15 protein-coding genes and 1 pseudogene are annotated in these 14211 nt (G+C 58.9%); 1 reads left to right on the forward strand and 15 read right to left on the reverse strand.

Features of this window, described 5'->3' with window-relative positions; translation table 11 throughout:
• Nucleotides 1-263 precede the first annotated feature (263 nt).
• A complete protein-coding gene (locus tag V8352_RS19900; RefSeq protein WP_336426026.1) occupies nucleotides 264-1148 on the reverse strand; it encodes an extracellular catalytic domain type 1 short-chain-length polyhydroxyalkanoate depolymerase in 885 nt (294 codons plus the stop codon).
• Between the two features lie 294 nt (nucleotides 1149-1442).
• Here V8352_RS19900 and V8352_RS19905 point away from each other — a divergent pair, with 294 nt between their 5' ends.
• On the forward strand, nucleotides 1443-2798 hold the full coding sequence (locus tag V8352_RS19905; protein WP_336426027.1) for an IS5 family transposase: 1356 nt from the start codon (nucleotides 1443-1445) through the stop codon (nucleotides 2796-2798).
• Here V8352_RS19905 and V8352_RS19910 read toward each other — a convergent pair.
• The 14 genes and pseudogenes from V8352_RS19910 to V8352_RS19970 form a co-directional block, all read right to left on the reverse strand.
• Complete coding sequence (locus V8352_RS19910) at nucleotides 2752-3183, reverse strand: hypothetical protein (RefSeq protein ID WP_336426028.1); 432 nt, start codon at nucleotides 3181-3183, stop codon at nucleotides 2752-2754. The two genes, V8352_RS19905 and V8352_RS19910, sit on opposite strands and share 47 nt — an antisense overlap.
• 201 nt (nucleotides 3184-3384) lie before the next feature.
• Nucleotides 3385-5106, reverse strand: a complete 1722-nt coding sequence (locus V8352_RS19915; RefSeq protein WP_336426029.1) for a SulP family inorganic anion transporter — start codon at nucleotides 5104-5106, stop codon at nucleotides 3385-3387.
• A gap of 75 nt (nucleotides 5107-5181) precedes the next feature.
• On the reverse strand, nucleotides 5182-5424 hold the full coding sequence (locus V8352_RS19920; protein WP_336426030.1) for a helix-turn-helix domain-containing protein: 243 nt from the start codon (nucleotides 5422-5424) through the stop codon (nucleotides 5182-5184).
• Nucleotides 5425-5774: 350 nt separating this feature from the next.
• Complete coding sequence (locus tag V8352_RS22055) at nucleotides 5775-5957, reverse strand: DUF6950 family protein (protein WP_442971076.1); 183 nt, start codon at nucleotides 5955-5957, stop codon at nucleotides 5775-5777.
• A pseudogene (locus tag V8352_RS19925) lies at nucleotides 5929-6612 on the reverse strand (heavy metal-binding domain-containing protein); the annotation flags it as partial. The pseudogene V8352_RS19925 and the gene V8352_RS22055, both read right to left, overlap by 29 nt.
• A gap of 90 nt (nucleotides 6613-6702) precedes the next feature.
• On the reverse strand, nucleotides 6703-7992 hold the full coding sequence (locus V8352_RS19930) for an APC family permease (RefSeq protein WP_336426031.1): 1290 nt from the start codon (nucleotides 7990-7992) through the stop codon (nucleotides 6703-6705).
• Nucleotides 7979-8662, reverse strand: coding sequence for a TVP38/TMEM64 family protein (locus tag V8352_RS19935; RefSeq protein WP_336426032.1), 684 nt, complete (start codon nucleotides 8660-8662; stop codon nucleotides 7979-7981). Before V8352_RS19935 ends, V8352_RS19930 begins: the two co-directional genes overlap by 14 nt.
• 1 nt (nucleotide 8663) lies before the next feature.
• Nucleotides 8664-9050, reverse strand: a complete 387-nt coding sequence (locus V8352_RS19940; RefSeq protein ID WP_336426033.1) for a DUF302 domain-containing protein — start codon at nucleotides 9048-9050, stop codon at nucleotides 8664-8666.
• Nucleotides 9051-9066: 16 nt separating this feature from the next.
• On the reverse strand, nucleotides 9067-9195 hold the full coding sequence (locus V8352_RS19945) for a hypothetical protein (protein ID WP_336426034.1): 129 nt from the start codon (nucleotides 9193-9195) through the stop codon (nucleotides 9067-9069).
• 121 nt (nucleotides 9196-9316) lie between these two features.
• Nucleotides 9317-10042 (reverse strand): copper-binding protein, encoded by a 726-nt coding sequence (locus V8352_RS19950; RefSeq protein ID WP_336426035.1) that lies wholly within the window; start codon nucleotides 10040-10042, stop codon nucleotides 9317-9319.
• 45 nt (nucleotides 10043-10087) lie between these two features.
• Complete coding sequence (locus V8352_RS19955; protein WP_336426036.1) at nucleotides 10088-11446, reverse strand: multicopper oxidase family protein; 1359 nt, start codon at nucleotides 11444-11446, stop codon at nucleotides 10088-10090.
• Between the two features lie 13 nt (nucleotides 11447-11459).
• Nucleotides 11460-12923 carry a TolC family protein gene (locus V8352_RS19960; RefSeq protein WP_336426037.1) on the reverse strand — a complete coding sequence of 488 codons (1464 nt, stop codon included), beginning with the start codon at nucleotides 12921-12923 and terminating at the stop codon, nucleotides 11460-11462.
• 295 nt (nucleotides 12924-13218) lie between these two features.
• Nucleotides 13219-13614, reverse strand: coding sequence for a hypothetical protein (locus V8352_RS19965; RefSeq protein WP_336426038.1), 396 nt, complete (start codon nucleotides 13612-13614; stop codon nucleotides 13219-13221).
• A gap of 293 nt (nucleotides 13615-13907) precedes the next feature.
• Complete coding sequence (locus V8352_RS19970) at nucleotides 13908-14087, reverse strand: hypothetical protein (RefSeq protein WP_336426039.1); 180 nt, start codon at nucleotides 14085-14087, stop codon at nucleotides 13908-13910.
• Nucleotides 14088-14211: the final 124 nt, after the last annotated feature.

The following is a 14211-nucleotide window of genomic DNA, read 5'->3' on the forward strand; positions in this document are numbered from 1 at the left end:
CCCACCGAAAGCAGCCTGACGCAAGCGCCCCGACAACCCCGAAACATCAACTCACATCACCCGAGACCCAAGTCACCGGACGGCCTGCTACCCGGACGCCGACGTCGGGCGCGCGAGACAAACCCAAACCCCAGGAAACTGCCCCCCTGAGCACAAGTCCGCAGCTTCATGAATTATCCGGGTTAGGTGAATTGAGACGGCGGCGCTCATTGAACCAGAACGGATTGGCCGGGTATGGATGAATTGGTCATTTGATCCAGCACCTACTGTGTCAGACCCCAGAAATCCGCAATGTGGCGAGTCGAGGAAATTCCGACTTCCAGCATATACTTGCCTTCTTCCCCCAGGCCCTCGTCGCCCTCGGCACTGATCGGCGTGCCGTGGCCCATTGCCTCGATAATGTATTCCTCGATCACCTCGCGCCCGTCCGCGTCGCACCAGACTTTCCGGGGAAAGCCATCGACCGTCTCCACCCGCGTTGGCGGACCTTCAACTTTATGGATATTCTGCCACTGCCCGACAATGGAACCAGCGTTGGAACTGTCAACGGTTTGATCGCTGTCGCCATGCCAGACCGAGATCGTTGGCCAAGGGCCGTCAAATTCTGAGGCTCCGCGCACAAGCACGTCGAGCTTGCAGTCCGAAGGGCTCCCGTACCCTTTCATGCGAAAAAACGCCTCCATCAGGTTGTCTGCGCTGCGGTAAGGCAGTCCGGCGATTATCGCACCTCCCGCGAAAACTTCCGGATAAGTCGCGAGCATTACTGCTGTCATGGCACCACCCGAGGACATGCCCGTGATGAAGATCCGCGACGGGTCTACAGCGTGATCATCAACAACCTGCTTGATCATGTGTCGAATGGAGAGCGGTTCGCCGCCGCCGCGATGGATATCGCCAGATTCGAACCAGTTGAAGCTGCCAAGGACGTTGTTGGTCAATCTTTGCCCCGGGAATAGGAGCGCGATCCCGCATTCTTCGGCGAGAGTAGACCAGCCTGATCCAATATTATAGCTGTCCGCCGATTGGGTGCTGCCATGCAGCACGACGACGAGCGGGCCGTTCTTCGGAAAGTTGTCGGGAATATAAATGTCTGCACTAAGCGATCCTGGGTCAGTTCCAAAATTGCTGAGGGCAGTGAGACTATTCATAGTGACTGAAGATACTGTCATATAGACTCCTTTTATGGAGTCCGGAATCGGGCACCAACCATATAACGCACTGAGCTGAAAATGGTTCCCGTCGGGGGTTTAATGACGTCTAATATGCCAGCTACCGGACTATTACATACAACGGCGAATTTCTGATTGCGCTCAGGTTCAATTAGTTCATCCTGAACAACTCTCATCCTGCTGATTTCGCTTGATAAAGCAGCGTTTTTCTTTGGTTTTGGATGCAGTCTTTGGTATTATTGCAGCCAGAACCCTGCAATTTCGAGCTGTGATATGAAGCCCAGAAAGCCGCCCCTGGAACAGGATGATCTTCTGCGCGCACGACTGGTCGAGATGATCGACATGCGCCACGAACTGGTAAAACTCGCCGCCCTGATCGACTGGGAGGTCTTCGAGCGGGAATGGGCGGGGCTGTTCCCTTCCCCGGTCGGTCGGCCCGCGACACCGACCCGCCTGGTCGCGGGGCTCTTCTATCTCCAGCATGCATTCCGGCTGTCCGATGAAGCCGTCGTGGCGCGGTGGGCGGAGAACTCCTACTGGCAGCATTTCTGCGGCGAGACTTTCTTTCAGCATCGCCTGCCGGTCGATCCGTCGTCGATGACGCGTTGGCGCATCCGCATTGGCGAGGAGGGGGTGGAGTGGCTGCTGACCGAGACAATCCGTGCCGGGCAGCGCACCGGAACGGTGCAGGATGACCATCTGAAGAAGGTCACCGTCGACACCACGGTGATGGAAAAGAACATCGCGCATCCCACCGATGCGCGGCTTTACGAAGCCGCACGGCGCAGGCTGGTCAGGCTGGCCCGCGAGGCCGACATCAGTCTGCGCCAGAACTACAACCGCCTCGGCCCCCGGCTTTGCGGTCAGGTCGGCCGCTACGCCCATGCCCGGCAATTCAAACGGATGCGCAAGGCGCTGCGTCGGCTCAAGGGCTATACCGGACGCGTGCTGCGCGACATCGAGCGGCAGATGGACAAGGTGGCCGAGGGACCGCTGAAAGCACGGATCACCGAGGTGACAGCGCTGGTAAACCGGCTGCTGGCGCAGAAGCCAAAGGACCGCAAGAAGCTTTACAGCCTGCATGAGCCGGCCGTGGACTGCATCTCGAAGGGCAAGGCGCACAAGCGCTACGAGTTCGGCACCAAGGTCAGCGTCGCGACCACGACGCAAGGCGGCTTCGTCGTCGGCATGCGGTCACTGCCGGGCAATCCTTACGACGGACACACCCTGCATGAGGCGCTGGAACAGGTGGAGATCCTGACCGACCAGCGACCGGACATGGCTTTCGTCGATCGCGGCTACCGCGGCCACGGCATCGAGACCGTGAAAGTCTTCATCAGCGGCGCCCGGCGCGGCGTCACCAGGGCGATTGCGAAACTGCTGCGACGACGAAGCACCATCGAGCCGATGATCGGGCACATGAAGACCGACGGCCGCCTGACCAGATGCCCGCTCAAGGGAACGACTGGCGACGCGCTCTTCGCCGTCCTGTGCGGTTGCGGTCACAACATCCGCATGATCCTGCGCCACCTGAGGGCATTTTTGCGCCAGCTGGCATGGTTGGTCGCACTGCTACATCGATTCATGCAGGGCACCGGTCGCCGTCGAGAACTGAAAACCGTCGCCTGAGATCGTTGTTCAGGATGAACCAATTAAGCCTGCCAAAGACGTAAAAGATTTTTACGAAGACTTCTGTCACATGGAGGTGGTAATTCTTACTCATTCCGGTCTTGGCGAAGAAGAAAGTTACCTCATGCCCAAATGAACTTTGGAGGCGACCGCCCGCACCGCCCCAGAACGCGGCGGCGATGCGGGCCGTTTCAAAAGGCGCGCAGACCACCGGATCCTCGTTTGTCCTTCCTTCACATGCTGACAAAATTGACGTTTCATATTCCAGCTTATCCACCAAAAAAGCAAAGGCATTGCTGCGCCAAAGGGTAGATATTACTAATCGTTTTGAACTCTGCTCAACCCCGATCTTTCGCGCCTTCCCAGATCCTTTTGCAACAGACACGTTCAGCAGGCCTCACCGGCCCGTCTCGCTCCATGTGCCTTAAAAGATGCAGTATTCCGCTGTTGCTCATGCCTACCGCGTCGCGCAGTTCCGCCTGCGTCCGCGGACGTTCAAACGCGTCGATGACATAGTGCCGTCGCGCTTCGACTGCGCCGTTCCGGCGACGCAAAGGCCGACGGCTCTCTTTTGCGCTTCCGGGCATCAGGCGGTGTCCTGATCGGGGAATGGGCGACCACGCACCGCAGCCAAGGCCTCGTCCACCGTCTCGGCATGATGAACCAGCGGGCGTTTCACCCCGTGGGTCACGAAGACACGCTGAATGTCGCGTATTGCTCCCGTGAGCCAGAGATCTACACCGCGCTTCCGCGCCTTGTGCGCAAGACCTGCGATCATGTTGGCACCGGTGGAATCGAGGAAGGGCACACCTGCAAAATCGACAATCAGTGCCTTGTGGGTATCCTGGATGCGGTCGAGGACAGACCCGATGGAGGCTGTGGCGCCGAAGAAGAGGGCCCCCCTGATCCGGTAGATGACCACGTTGCGGTCTGCTGCCTGCTCCTCGTCATAGACGGTGCGAGGGAATGCAGTATCTGCCTCGTCGCGACCGACGAAGGCGGTATGGGTCGCAACTTCGGTCGTGCGGCTCATGCGGTGGATGAACAGCACTGACCCGAGCGCGAAGCCGACGACGATAGCTTCGGTCAGATCGCGGAAGATGGTCAGGAAAAAGGTGGCGGCGAGAACCGTGACCTCGCCCCAGCCCGAGCGCAGCAGGATCGCGATGGCAGACTTTTCGATCATGTTCCAGGCCACCACGGCCAACACGCCTGCCAGTGCGGCAAGCGGGATGTAGGCGGCGAGTGGCGCTGCAACCAGCATGAACAAGAGGAGGAACACCGCGTGCAGCATCCCCGCGACCGGCCCGTGCGCTCCGGCCCGCACGTTGGTCGCGGTGCGTGCAATGGTACCTGTCACACAGAATCCGCCAAAGAGTGCCGATCCGATGTTGGCGGCACCCTGTGCCATCAGTTCGCAGTTCGAGCGGTGCCGACGCCCGGTCATGCCATCGGCGACGACAGCCGACAGCAGCGACTCGATGGCGCCCAGCAGTGTGAAGGAGATTGCGGCGGGCAGAACTGCAAGGATGCGATCCATCGATATTTGTGGCAGTTGCGGCGCCGGAAGGGAGGAGGGAATGCCACCGAACTTTGTGCCGATCGTCTCGACCGGAAACGAGAGTATCGCGGTGGCCGCGGCAGCCAGACCCACGGTGATCAGCATCCCCGGCCAGTGCGGGCGCCAGCGCCGAAGTCCGAGGATCACGGCTACGGTTGCAATGGAGATGCCAATCGAAGCCGGCGTCAGGCTCGCCCGCGCGTCCCAGAGCGCCGGGATCTTTTCCAGCAACTCGCCCGGTTCCTGCTCCAGGGTCAGGCCGAACAGCTCCTTGATCTGGCTGGCGAAGATAATGACCGCGATCCCCGCGGTGAACCCAACAGTCACCGGAAAAGGGATGAACTTTATGAAGGTGCCAAGCCGGAGGAACCCGACACCGGTCAGCATCATCCCAGACAGGAATGTCGCGAGTATCAGCCCGTCCATCCCGTGTTGCGCCACGGTGGCGGCGACCAGCACGATGAAAGCCCCGGCAGGGCCGCCGACCTGAAATCTTGATCCGCCAAGAAGCGAGACGAGGAAGCCTCCGACGATGGCTGTATAGAGACCCTGCGCCGGAGTCGCGCCCGATGCGATCGCGATGGCCATCGAGAGCGGCAGTGCGACGATAGCCACGGTCAGGCCGGCAACAGCGTCTCTGCGCAATTGCGCCACGCCATAGCCTTCCCGCAGGACGGTCACGAGCTTCGGGGTGAAAAGCTCCGCGAAGCTTGGAGCGTCGCTTTGCCTTGTGGTCTGGTCTCTCATCTTTGGCCGCACCTTCAAGAAGGAAGCGGCGGGATCGTCGGCTTGTGTCGGCGGTCGCCGTCGCGGGTTGGAATGCTATTGCTTCGGCATTGGCACTTTGAGCCTTACTCCGCGTCCGCCAACCGTGCTGGCGGCGCTTTCCGCAATGAGTTCTACGCCAGCAAAATCAAGCGCCGCTATCACCTTGGTCAGACTGGCGACCACACCGCGGACATTGCCGTCACTCGCTTCCATGCGCTGGATCGTGGGCACTGAAAGACCTGCCAGTCCGGCCAGAGTCTTCTGGTCTATGCCGATAAGGACGCGTGCGGCACGCATCTGAGGCCCTGTAATCATAATATGCTCTGCATTGGATAAGTGGGTAGTAATAAATGAATGACGATATGTCAAAGATCTAAATGGTTGTCTTGAACTACAGACTGCTTATTCGTGCCGCAATGACATTTGGTTGATCGTGAACGCTGTCGCCCAAGATGATCACGGCCAAAAAGGAGAATTGATCTCTTTGTTCAAGCAGCCAAGCCGCTCAGATCACCTGAAAGGCATGCTTGCTAAACTGGACAGGCAAGCCGAAAGGAAATGAGTGGAACGGCTACCAAGCCCTCGGGCGTCATGTCGACGGTCGAGGCACCGGTGCAGNCGCTCAGATCACCTGAAAGGCATGCTTGCTAAACTGGACAGGCAAGCCGAAAGGAAATGAGTGGAACGGCTACCAAGCCCTCGGGCGTCATGTCGACGGTCGAGGCACCGGTGCAGATGCCGAAGCCGAGGCCGGTGTCAACCAAGACAATGTCGCCGCGCTGCGCCAAAAGAACAGCACGGCGCGGCACGCCAAGTAAGGCCCGGCCCATTTCCTCGAGCGGGGAACACCCCCGGCATAAACGTGGCGACGATCGAATAGAGATAGGCCGCGCCCACACCGAGGCTGATCAGCGTCCACATGTTGGGGCTGCGGTTCACGATCGACTCCCAGCCGCGCCGGAAGAATGGCAAGGCGGCCCAGAGGATGATCGGTGTGGCCAACACGAACTCGAGGTAGCTCGCCATCTGATGCCCGATCCAGTCGCGCACCGGCAGCGCCACCAATTCGCCCATTGTCAGGATGACAAGCGGCACCGCTGCGGCCGCCGAAATCCACATCCGGCGTGTAAAGTCGGTCAGTTCCTCGCTGGGCTCATCCGAGGGCACCATCGGCTCCAGCGCCATGCCGCAGATCGGGCAGGCGCCCGGCGCGTCGCGGACGATCTCGGGATGCATCGGACAGGTATACTGGACGTTGGCCGGAGCAGCCTTCTTCTGCCCGGCGGCCCGGCCCGAGGCGTAGAACCATGGATCCGCCTTGAACTTGGTCTGGCACTTCTCGGAGCAGAAATGGAAGGTCTCGCCCTCGAACTCTGCGTGACGCCCGTCGGGCTTGACTGCGACTGTCATCCCACAGACCGGATCCTTTGCCGTCTCGGTTCCAGCCGGGATATCGGGCGACCCGTGATGATGATCGTGGTCCATGTCCTGCCAACCTTTCATTGTCTTGCGTCAGCTTGCCACTTCCAGTGACTGGAATCTCAAGCCCTTTTTTCAATGGTGGTCGTGAGCACCCTACCCGACCGGATTGCGCGCCAGGAACACCCGGACAAACAGGAACACCAGCGCCATGCCGACGATGCCTATCACGACGATGAGCGGGTCGGATTGCCACTTCATTGCGGCGAAGGCGGCCAGCACCACGGCATCGAGAGCGATCGCCGTCAGCAACACCCATCCCCTTGCGCCGACCTCCTGGCGCAGATGCCGGAACACGCCCCAGTGGATGATCATGTCCATCACCAGGTAGAAAAAAACCCCGAGCGAGGCGATGCGGCTGAGGTCGAAGAAGACCGTCAGGAAGCCTGCGATCACGACGGTGTAGACGAGCGTGTGGTCCTTGATCGTGCCCGGCATCCCGAAATGGCTGTGCGGGATCATCTTCATGTCGGTCAGCATCGCCAGCATCCGCGACACCGCGAAGACGCTGGCGATCAGGCCCGATGTTGTGGCCACCAGCGCGAGCGCCACCGTCAGGTAGAAGCCGGTTTGCCCGAGAGCGGGCTCGGCGGCCTCGGCCAGCGCGTAGTCCTTGGCCGCGATGATGCGATCGAGCGGAAGGCTGGAGCCGACGGCGAAGGCGACGAGCAGATAGACGACGACGCAGATGGCGATCGACCAGATGATGCCCCGGCCCACATTGCGGTGCGGGTCGGTGACTTCGGCGCCGCTGTTTGTGATGGTGGTAAAGCCCTTGAAAGCAAGGATGGACAGTGCAACCGACGCCACGAACCCGGTGGCTGCAAAATCATCACCCGTCGCCTCGAACGAGATGCCGCTCGCCCAGAGACCGGCCGCTCCGAACAATGCGATGCCGCCCACCTTGAGCACGGCCATGATGATGGACAAAAGCCCGACGGAGCGAGTGCCCGAGGCGTTTACCAGATAGGCGAAGACAATCAGCCCGACGCCGAGAACCGGCACCAGGACGCTGTCGGGATCACCACCGAACGCCCGCAGCGTGTAGGTTCCGAAGGTGCGCGCGACGAGGCTTTCGTTGATCACCATCGACAGCGCCATCAGGAGGGCTGCCCCCGCCGCGACCGTCGTCGGGCCGTAAGCCTTCTTGAGGATCATTCCGATACCGCCCGCTGACGGATATGCGTTCGACATCTTGATGTAAGTGTAGGCGCTGAACGCGGTCACGATGGCGCCCACGATGAAGGACAGTGGAAAGAGCGGCCCGGCAAGTTCGGCGATCTGGCCGGTCAGCGCAAAGATGCCCGCGCCGATCATCACGCCGGTGCCCATGGCCACCGCACCCGGCAGGGTGATGCTGTTCTTCTCGTAATCACTTTTCGTCATGGACTTCCTTTTCAGGCTTTTGCCGCAGCGCCACCCAGAGAAGCGGCAAGCCTGTCACAAGCCCGAGTCCGAGCACCGCCCATGTCGCGCGCCCGAGGTCGCCGCTCACCGCCTCACCGCCGAAATGGGCCAGCAGGAAGCTTGCCGGTATGATCCCGGCCAGCGTCGCGACGGCGAACCGCCAGGCGCGCAGACGGCTGAGGCCGGCCGCATAGCTGATCATGTCGAAGGACACGAAGGGCATCAGGCGGCTGGCGAAAACCGTTGCGGTCAACGCCGCCTGCGATCCGAGCAATCCGGCATCCACCCGGTCGCCGAAGACCCGCCGCAAGACATCATGCCCCAGAACTCGCGCGAGACCGAAGGCGATCAGCGCCCCGAGTTCCGCGCCGATCACGACCTGCACGGTTCCCCAGACATGCCCGTAGGCTGCACCGGCCGCCAGCGCGATCGGCGCGCTCGGGATCGGGCTGGCCACGACCGCGAGGGCCATGAGCGTGACGATAACAACCGGCCCCCAGATCCCGGCGCGCGCCACCAGCATCTCCAGACGCTCGGGCTCCAGAAGTTCGCGTGCCTCGGTGAACACCGAAGGCGCGAACTGCCAGACACCGAGCAGTCCGATCCCGAGGATCGCAAGGCCCGTGAGGATGGTGGCGCGCAGGCTCATCTCAGATGGCCGCGGCGGCCTTGGCCAGAAGGTCGCGCACCTCACCCGCCACGGCGGTCAGCTCGGCATTCTCGATGGCCTGCATCGAGGCCACAGGGTCGATGGCGCTGACCTCGACGCCGCCCTCGACCTCGCGCAGGATGACGTTGCAGGGCAGCATCGCGCCCACCCGAGGCTCGATCTCGATCGCCTGATGCGCCATCTCGGGATTGCAGGCACCGAGGATGCGATAGGCGGGCATCTCGACATCGAGCTTCTTCTTCATCGTTGCCTTGACGTCGATCTCGGTCAGGACACCGAAGCCATGGTCCGCCAGCGCCTTGCGCGTGCGGGTGTCGACATCGTCGATACCGGTATCCGGGATCATGCGATTGATCGTGTAAGCCATTGAGAAGTCCTTTCTCTCATTTTCGAAGATATTTGATCAGCGCCGCTATGGCCAAAACCAGCAGAGCAAGGATCAGCAGGCAAAAAAGCCAACTGATACCCATACCAAAACCCATTGCATGGCTCATTTCGTTCCAGTTCATCATGGAGTTCTCCAATAAATATTTGCAGTTGATTTCTCTTGGGCAAGCTTTGCGCGTTTTCCGGCAAGCCGGGTACCACTTGAAAAAGGAGCGCCGATAATTGCAGGCGCTCCCGGACAGCGGCTTATCTCATTTCAATGACGGTTAGTTTGCCTTTGACACGGTCGGCAACAAACTCGATGTCTTGACCTTCCGACATATTGGCGATCATCGCCTCGTCAGCACGGAACACCATCGTCATCGCGGGCATGTCAAGTTTCGTCAACGGGCCGTGAATAATTGTCACTTTCCCCGCTTTTGCATCGATCTTCTTGATGGTTCCAGTTGTGTATTCGATCTCTGCCTGGGCCATCTTTTCACTCACGGCAACTTGGCCATGCATGCCGGATTCGTAGTGACCCGGAATCAAGCAGGCGAATTCGAAGGTGCCGGTATTCGAGAATGTCCAGATCACTTCGCCTGTTGCGCCTTCATCCAAACGAACGGAATTTGGATCATCATGCTCCATATCCATCTTGGCCATGGCTTCTTTGTGTTTGGCGTTACCCTTCATAGTATCGAGAACGAATTCGTGCTCCAGATCACCGTCGTTGATCACGGTGAAGCGAATGGTTTCGCCTTTCTCCACCTCCAGTGATTGCGGCTCAAAAAACATTTTGCCGTCGCTGGATTCGCGCATTGTCACGTCGATCGTGCGCGTCACCTTTTCAGGGTCGCCGGGCATGCCGACCATCATTTCTGCTGCCATTGCGGAGTGATCTTGATCATGCCCACCGCTATGCGTGCCCGCCGCAAAGGCCGGCAGGGAAAGGGCGAGGGTCAGAGCAGTCATTGGAAAGAGCTTGTTCATCGTGTTTCCTATCGTTTGGGTTGTTTGGATTGTTCAGTAGGCCGGTCAGCCTTTGGAGGCCGGTCTTGGCGTCAACACCGTTTTCGGGCTGGTGTTGGACGCAAATTCAGGCAGCTCGCCGGTCCATTCATAGGCCTGCTCACCCGGGGGGTTCTCGTACCAGCCGGGATCCGAGTAATCGTCCGGATCAATTCCATCGCGGACTTTTACCACCGAGAACATGCCGCCCATTTCAATTGGCCCGTGCGGACCCCAGCCGGTCATCATCGGGACCGTATTGTCTGGCAACGGCATTTCCATCCTGCCCATGTCCGCCATTCCTGCGGTGCCCATGGGCATGTATTCAGGCTGGAATTTATGAATTTTCTCGGTGAGCTGTTTTTTGTCCACGCCGATGAATGTCGGCACATCGTGACCCATCGCATTCATGGTATGGTGTGACTTGTGACAATGAATCGCCCAATCACCCAAGTGATCTGCGACAAATTCATAGGCACGCATGGCCCCAACAGGGATGTCGATGCTCACCTCTGGCCATTGTGCTGTTTCAGGCACCCAACCCCCATCCGTGCAGGTAACCTTGAAGTCGTAGCCGTGCATGTGAATGGGATGATTTGTCATCGTCAGGTTGCCAACCCGCACACGGACTTTGTCACCCTTGTTGACGACCAGTGGATCGATATCGGGGAATATTCGACTGTTCCACGTCCATAGGTTGAAGTCTGCCATCGTCATGATACGCGGAACGTATGTGCCTGGATCGATGTCAAAAGCGTTCAACATGATCAGGAAATCCCGATCCACCGGCATGAAGGTCGGATCCTTGGGGTGGACTACGAACATACCCATCATGCCCATCGCCATCTGCACCATTTCATCCCCATGCGGATGATACATGAAGGTGCCGGATTTGATCAGATCAAACTCATAGACAAAGGTCTTGCCCGCCGGAATGCCGGGGTGGCTGAGGCCGCCCACGCCGTCCATGCCCGACGGCAGGATCATTCCGTGCCAATGCACGGTGGTATGCTCGGGCAGCTTGTTGGTGACATAAATCCGGACTCGGTCACCTTCGACAGCCTCGATGGTCGGCCCAGTCGATTGACCGTTATACCCCCACAGATGCGCAATCATGCCATCGGCCAGTTCGCGTTCGACCGGCTCGGCGACAAGGTGGAATTCCTTTACCCCGTTGTTCATCCGATGGGGCAATGTCCAGCCGTTCAAGGTGACGACGGGGTTGTAGTCCGGCCCGGATGAGGGGCGTGGCGACACCTGTGTTGCTGCCGTGTCCATCACTGCCGCTTCCGGCAGACCCATGTTCGTGGTCTGGCTCCAAGCCTTGGACGAGACCAGCGCAGCGCCTGCGGCACCCGCCCCAAGAAGTTGACGTCTGTTCAACATGTAATGTTTCCTTTCAGTGACCCGCGCCGCCACCGGCGGCAAGTGAGGCGCCTGCGCCATTGCCGCCCTCGCTGCCCGCGCCACCACCATAGATGGCGGCCGTCAGGTCAGCTTGGGCAATGAAGAATTCACGTTTTGCGTTTGCAGCTTCCAGTGATGCACCAAGCTTTTGACGCGTATCCGTGAGCAATTCGAATGTGCTGGTAATCATACCGTTGTAGGACAGAAGCGCTTCCTCTTCGATGGTTTGGCGAAGCGGCACAAGAACGTCGCGGTAGTGTCGGGCAATCTTGTACGATGCGTGGTAAGCTGATTCCGCTCCCCGCGCTTCGGATCTGACATTGACTGCTTTTTCGGCAAGGACGTTTGCAGCTTGCAAATACGCAAGTTCCGCTTTGCGCATACGGGCCTTGCCAGTGTTGTAGATCGGAATGGCGAACTCCAATTCAAACTGCGGGGTTGTTTCCGTTTTAATATCGCCATTTTCAGATTCTCGTTCGGCTTCGAGACCTGCGATTAACTCGAGATCGGTTACCAAGCGGGTCTGTTCGGTCAGGCCAAAGGCGGCGGCCTGTGCCTCAAGGCCCAGCTTTGCCACCCGAAGATCAACGCGGTTTTGCAATGCCTTGGCTTCAAGAGCCGCCATACGACCCAAGGAGTGTGGTAGCGCGGGCAATGCATCGGGCACATAGTAATCTACTTGGGTGCCCCAAAGGCCCATCAGTCTGGTCAGGTTTTCCTTGGCGCGCGTCGCAGTCAGCCGCGCTTGCGCGACTTGACCTGCAAGTTCGGCATTGAAGGCTTGCTCACGGGCTTGCCCCGCCTTGTTGAGCGCACCTGTTTCGCCCAGCTTTCTGGCAAGTTCAGAGCCTGCGTCTGAGGTCGCTTTGGCGCGATTGAGATAGCTGACAGCTTCGAATGCGGCGACTGCGTTGATCCAGGCTTGACGCGTCTGGTTGGCGAGTGTCAGCGTATCGTTCACCGCGTCAAGTTGGGCAGCGCGGAAGTTCACGTCGGCCAAGGCCACCCGTTGCTTTCGGGTCTTGGCATCAAGGATATTGGTGGCAATCATGCTCTCAATGGCCCTGTATGCACCCAATTCAGCCGCGCCGATGCCAAGGACTCCGATGGATACAATCGGGTTTTCGGGTGTCGCCTCCTGCCACGCAGCCGCAGCAGACAGACCGATATTTGCGTAGGACGCCTGTAAACCCCTGTTGTTGAATAGCGCAACCTGCACGGCAGTGTCTGCAGAGATTGTCTTGCGATGCACCATGCTGTGCACTTGCTTTCGAAGGCTTTCGTTCTCGGCTTGCGTTTCAGCAAAGGCAGTTCGCTTGCCGATAGCAGCCGACGTTTGGTTCGCCACATTGGCAAAGCCCGCCTTTGGTTCTGTAAACGCGCCTGGAACTGCCGTTGCACATGCGCCGAGCAGAAGCGGAAAGCCAGCTGCTAAGGATAACTTCGACCGTTTCATCAGTTAGCCTCCGACTGTTCTTCATTGACCGTGCGCCAGTCACGAGGGCCAGTCGGAGCGCGATAGGTATATCCAGCCAAGGGATCTTGGTAGCTGATGGTTGAAGAAACGGTTTGATCCGTGGCTGCCTGCTGCGCTGCAACGAAAGGGAGGGGCGTTGGCTCGTAAGCACACGCGCCAAGTGCAAGGACCGAAGCCCCCGAAAGAAGAAGAGTTTTCATGTAGGTAACCTGACTGATCGATGTGGGTCTCACGCTGGAAAATGCGCAAGGCGAAGGCCCCTAAGGGGCTTATATCAGGTCAGATCTCGGGGAGGTTGTATTGAGCCTGTCAGCTCGATTGAACGTGCTTGATCATGATGTAAAAGAAATGTGCCAGCGGAAACGCGGCTGACGAACGCCGGAGCCTCATCATTGAGGGCAACCGTTAAGCATATGCCGTTGCAGCACTTGCCCGTTGACTGTGCGTCTGGGTCATCCGCCGAGGACAAATGTTCCGAACAAACATTCTTTTGAGACGTTATGTCCTGTGCATGCTCAACAAATTGTTGATGGGTATTGTCATGCACCATCACGTGATGAGCTCCGGTGGCTGCATGTGAAGAAGCAGGAGGCAACAATACCAATCCGACAACAAAGAGCAGGCACAAGGCGTGCTTGAACCAAAAAGATATGTTGTCGGAAGCGCCCATTGCTGATGCGTGAGTGAAAATGCGCTGGTTGTCAAGAGAGACGGCGCTCTCATCACTCGAACTGCCTGGAGCCTTCTGCCGCACGGCACCCGGTTCGACGCCCCACAGGACGCGGCCATGGAAGCGATCTGACGCCTTCCACGGTCACAAAGGAGTTCGCGATAGAGAGGACAGCATGGAACGGAGAAGATACGCCCCCAGAGACTGACGGCCCATTGGGTAATCATAGACCTTGCCGCTAATGAGACCAAGGCGCGTGCGTAACCCCATCAAGGCCACGGCCCGCGAGCCGATCAACAGGCCGGATACATATGAGCGATTTCCGAAATCGTGCCAATTTCTCGATTGCGAACAGCGGCCGACACATACATTGGGCCGAGCACGTTGATGCTGCCCTCTCCTGCGGAAGGGGCGGATTCCGGACTCTCGCTGCAGGTGCTCATGTCATACTTCGACAAGACGAAAGCAGCCATTCATTGATCGAAGCATTAACAGGCCGCTGAAATAGTTGCCGAACCGGAACGGCTTCCTTCCCGTCGGGGGCGGATCGCCTGATCGTCATGCCTGTCGGCGGGTCCGATGCTTGCTCTGGATGCT

It is taken from the genome of Roseovarius sp. D0-M9 (genome assembly GCF_037083805.1).
Classification (GTDB): domain Bacteria; phylum Pseudomonadota; class Alphaproteobacteria; order Rhodobacterales; family Rhodobacteraceae; genus Roseovarius.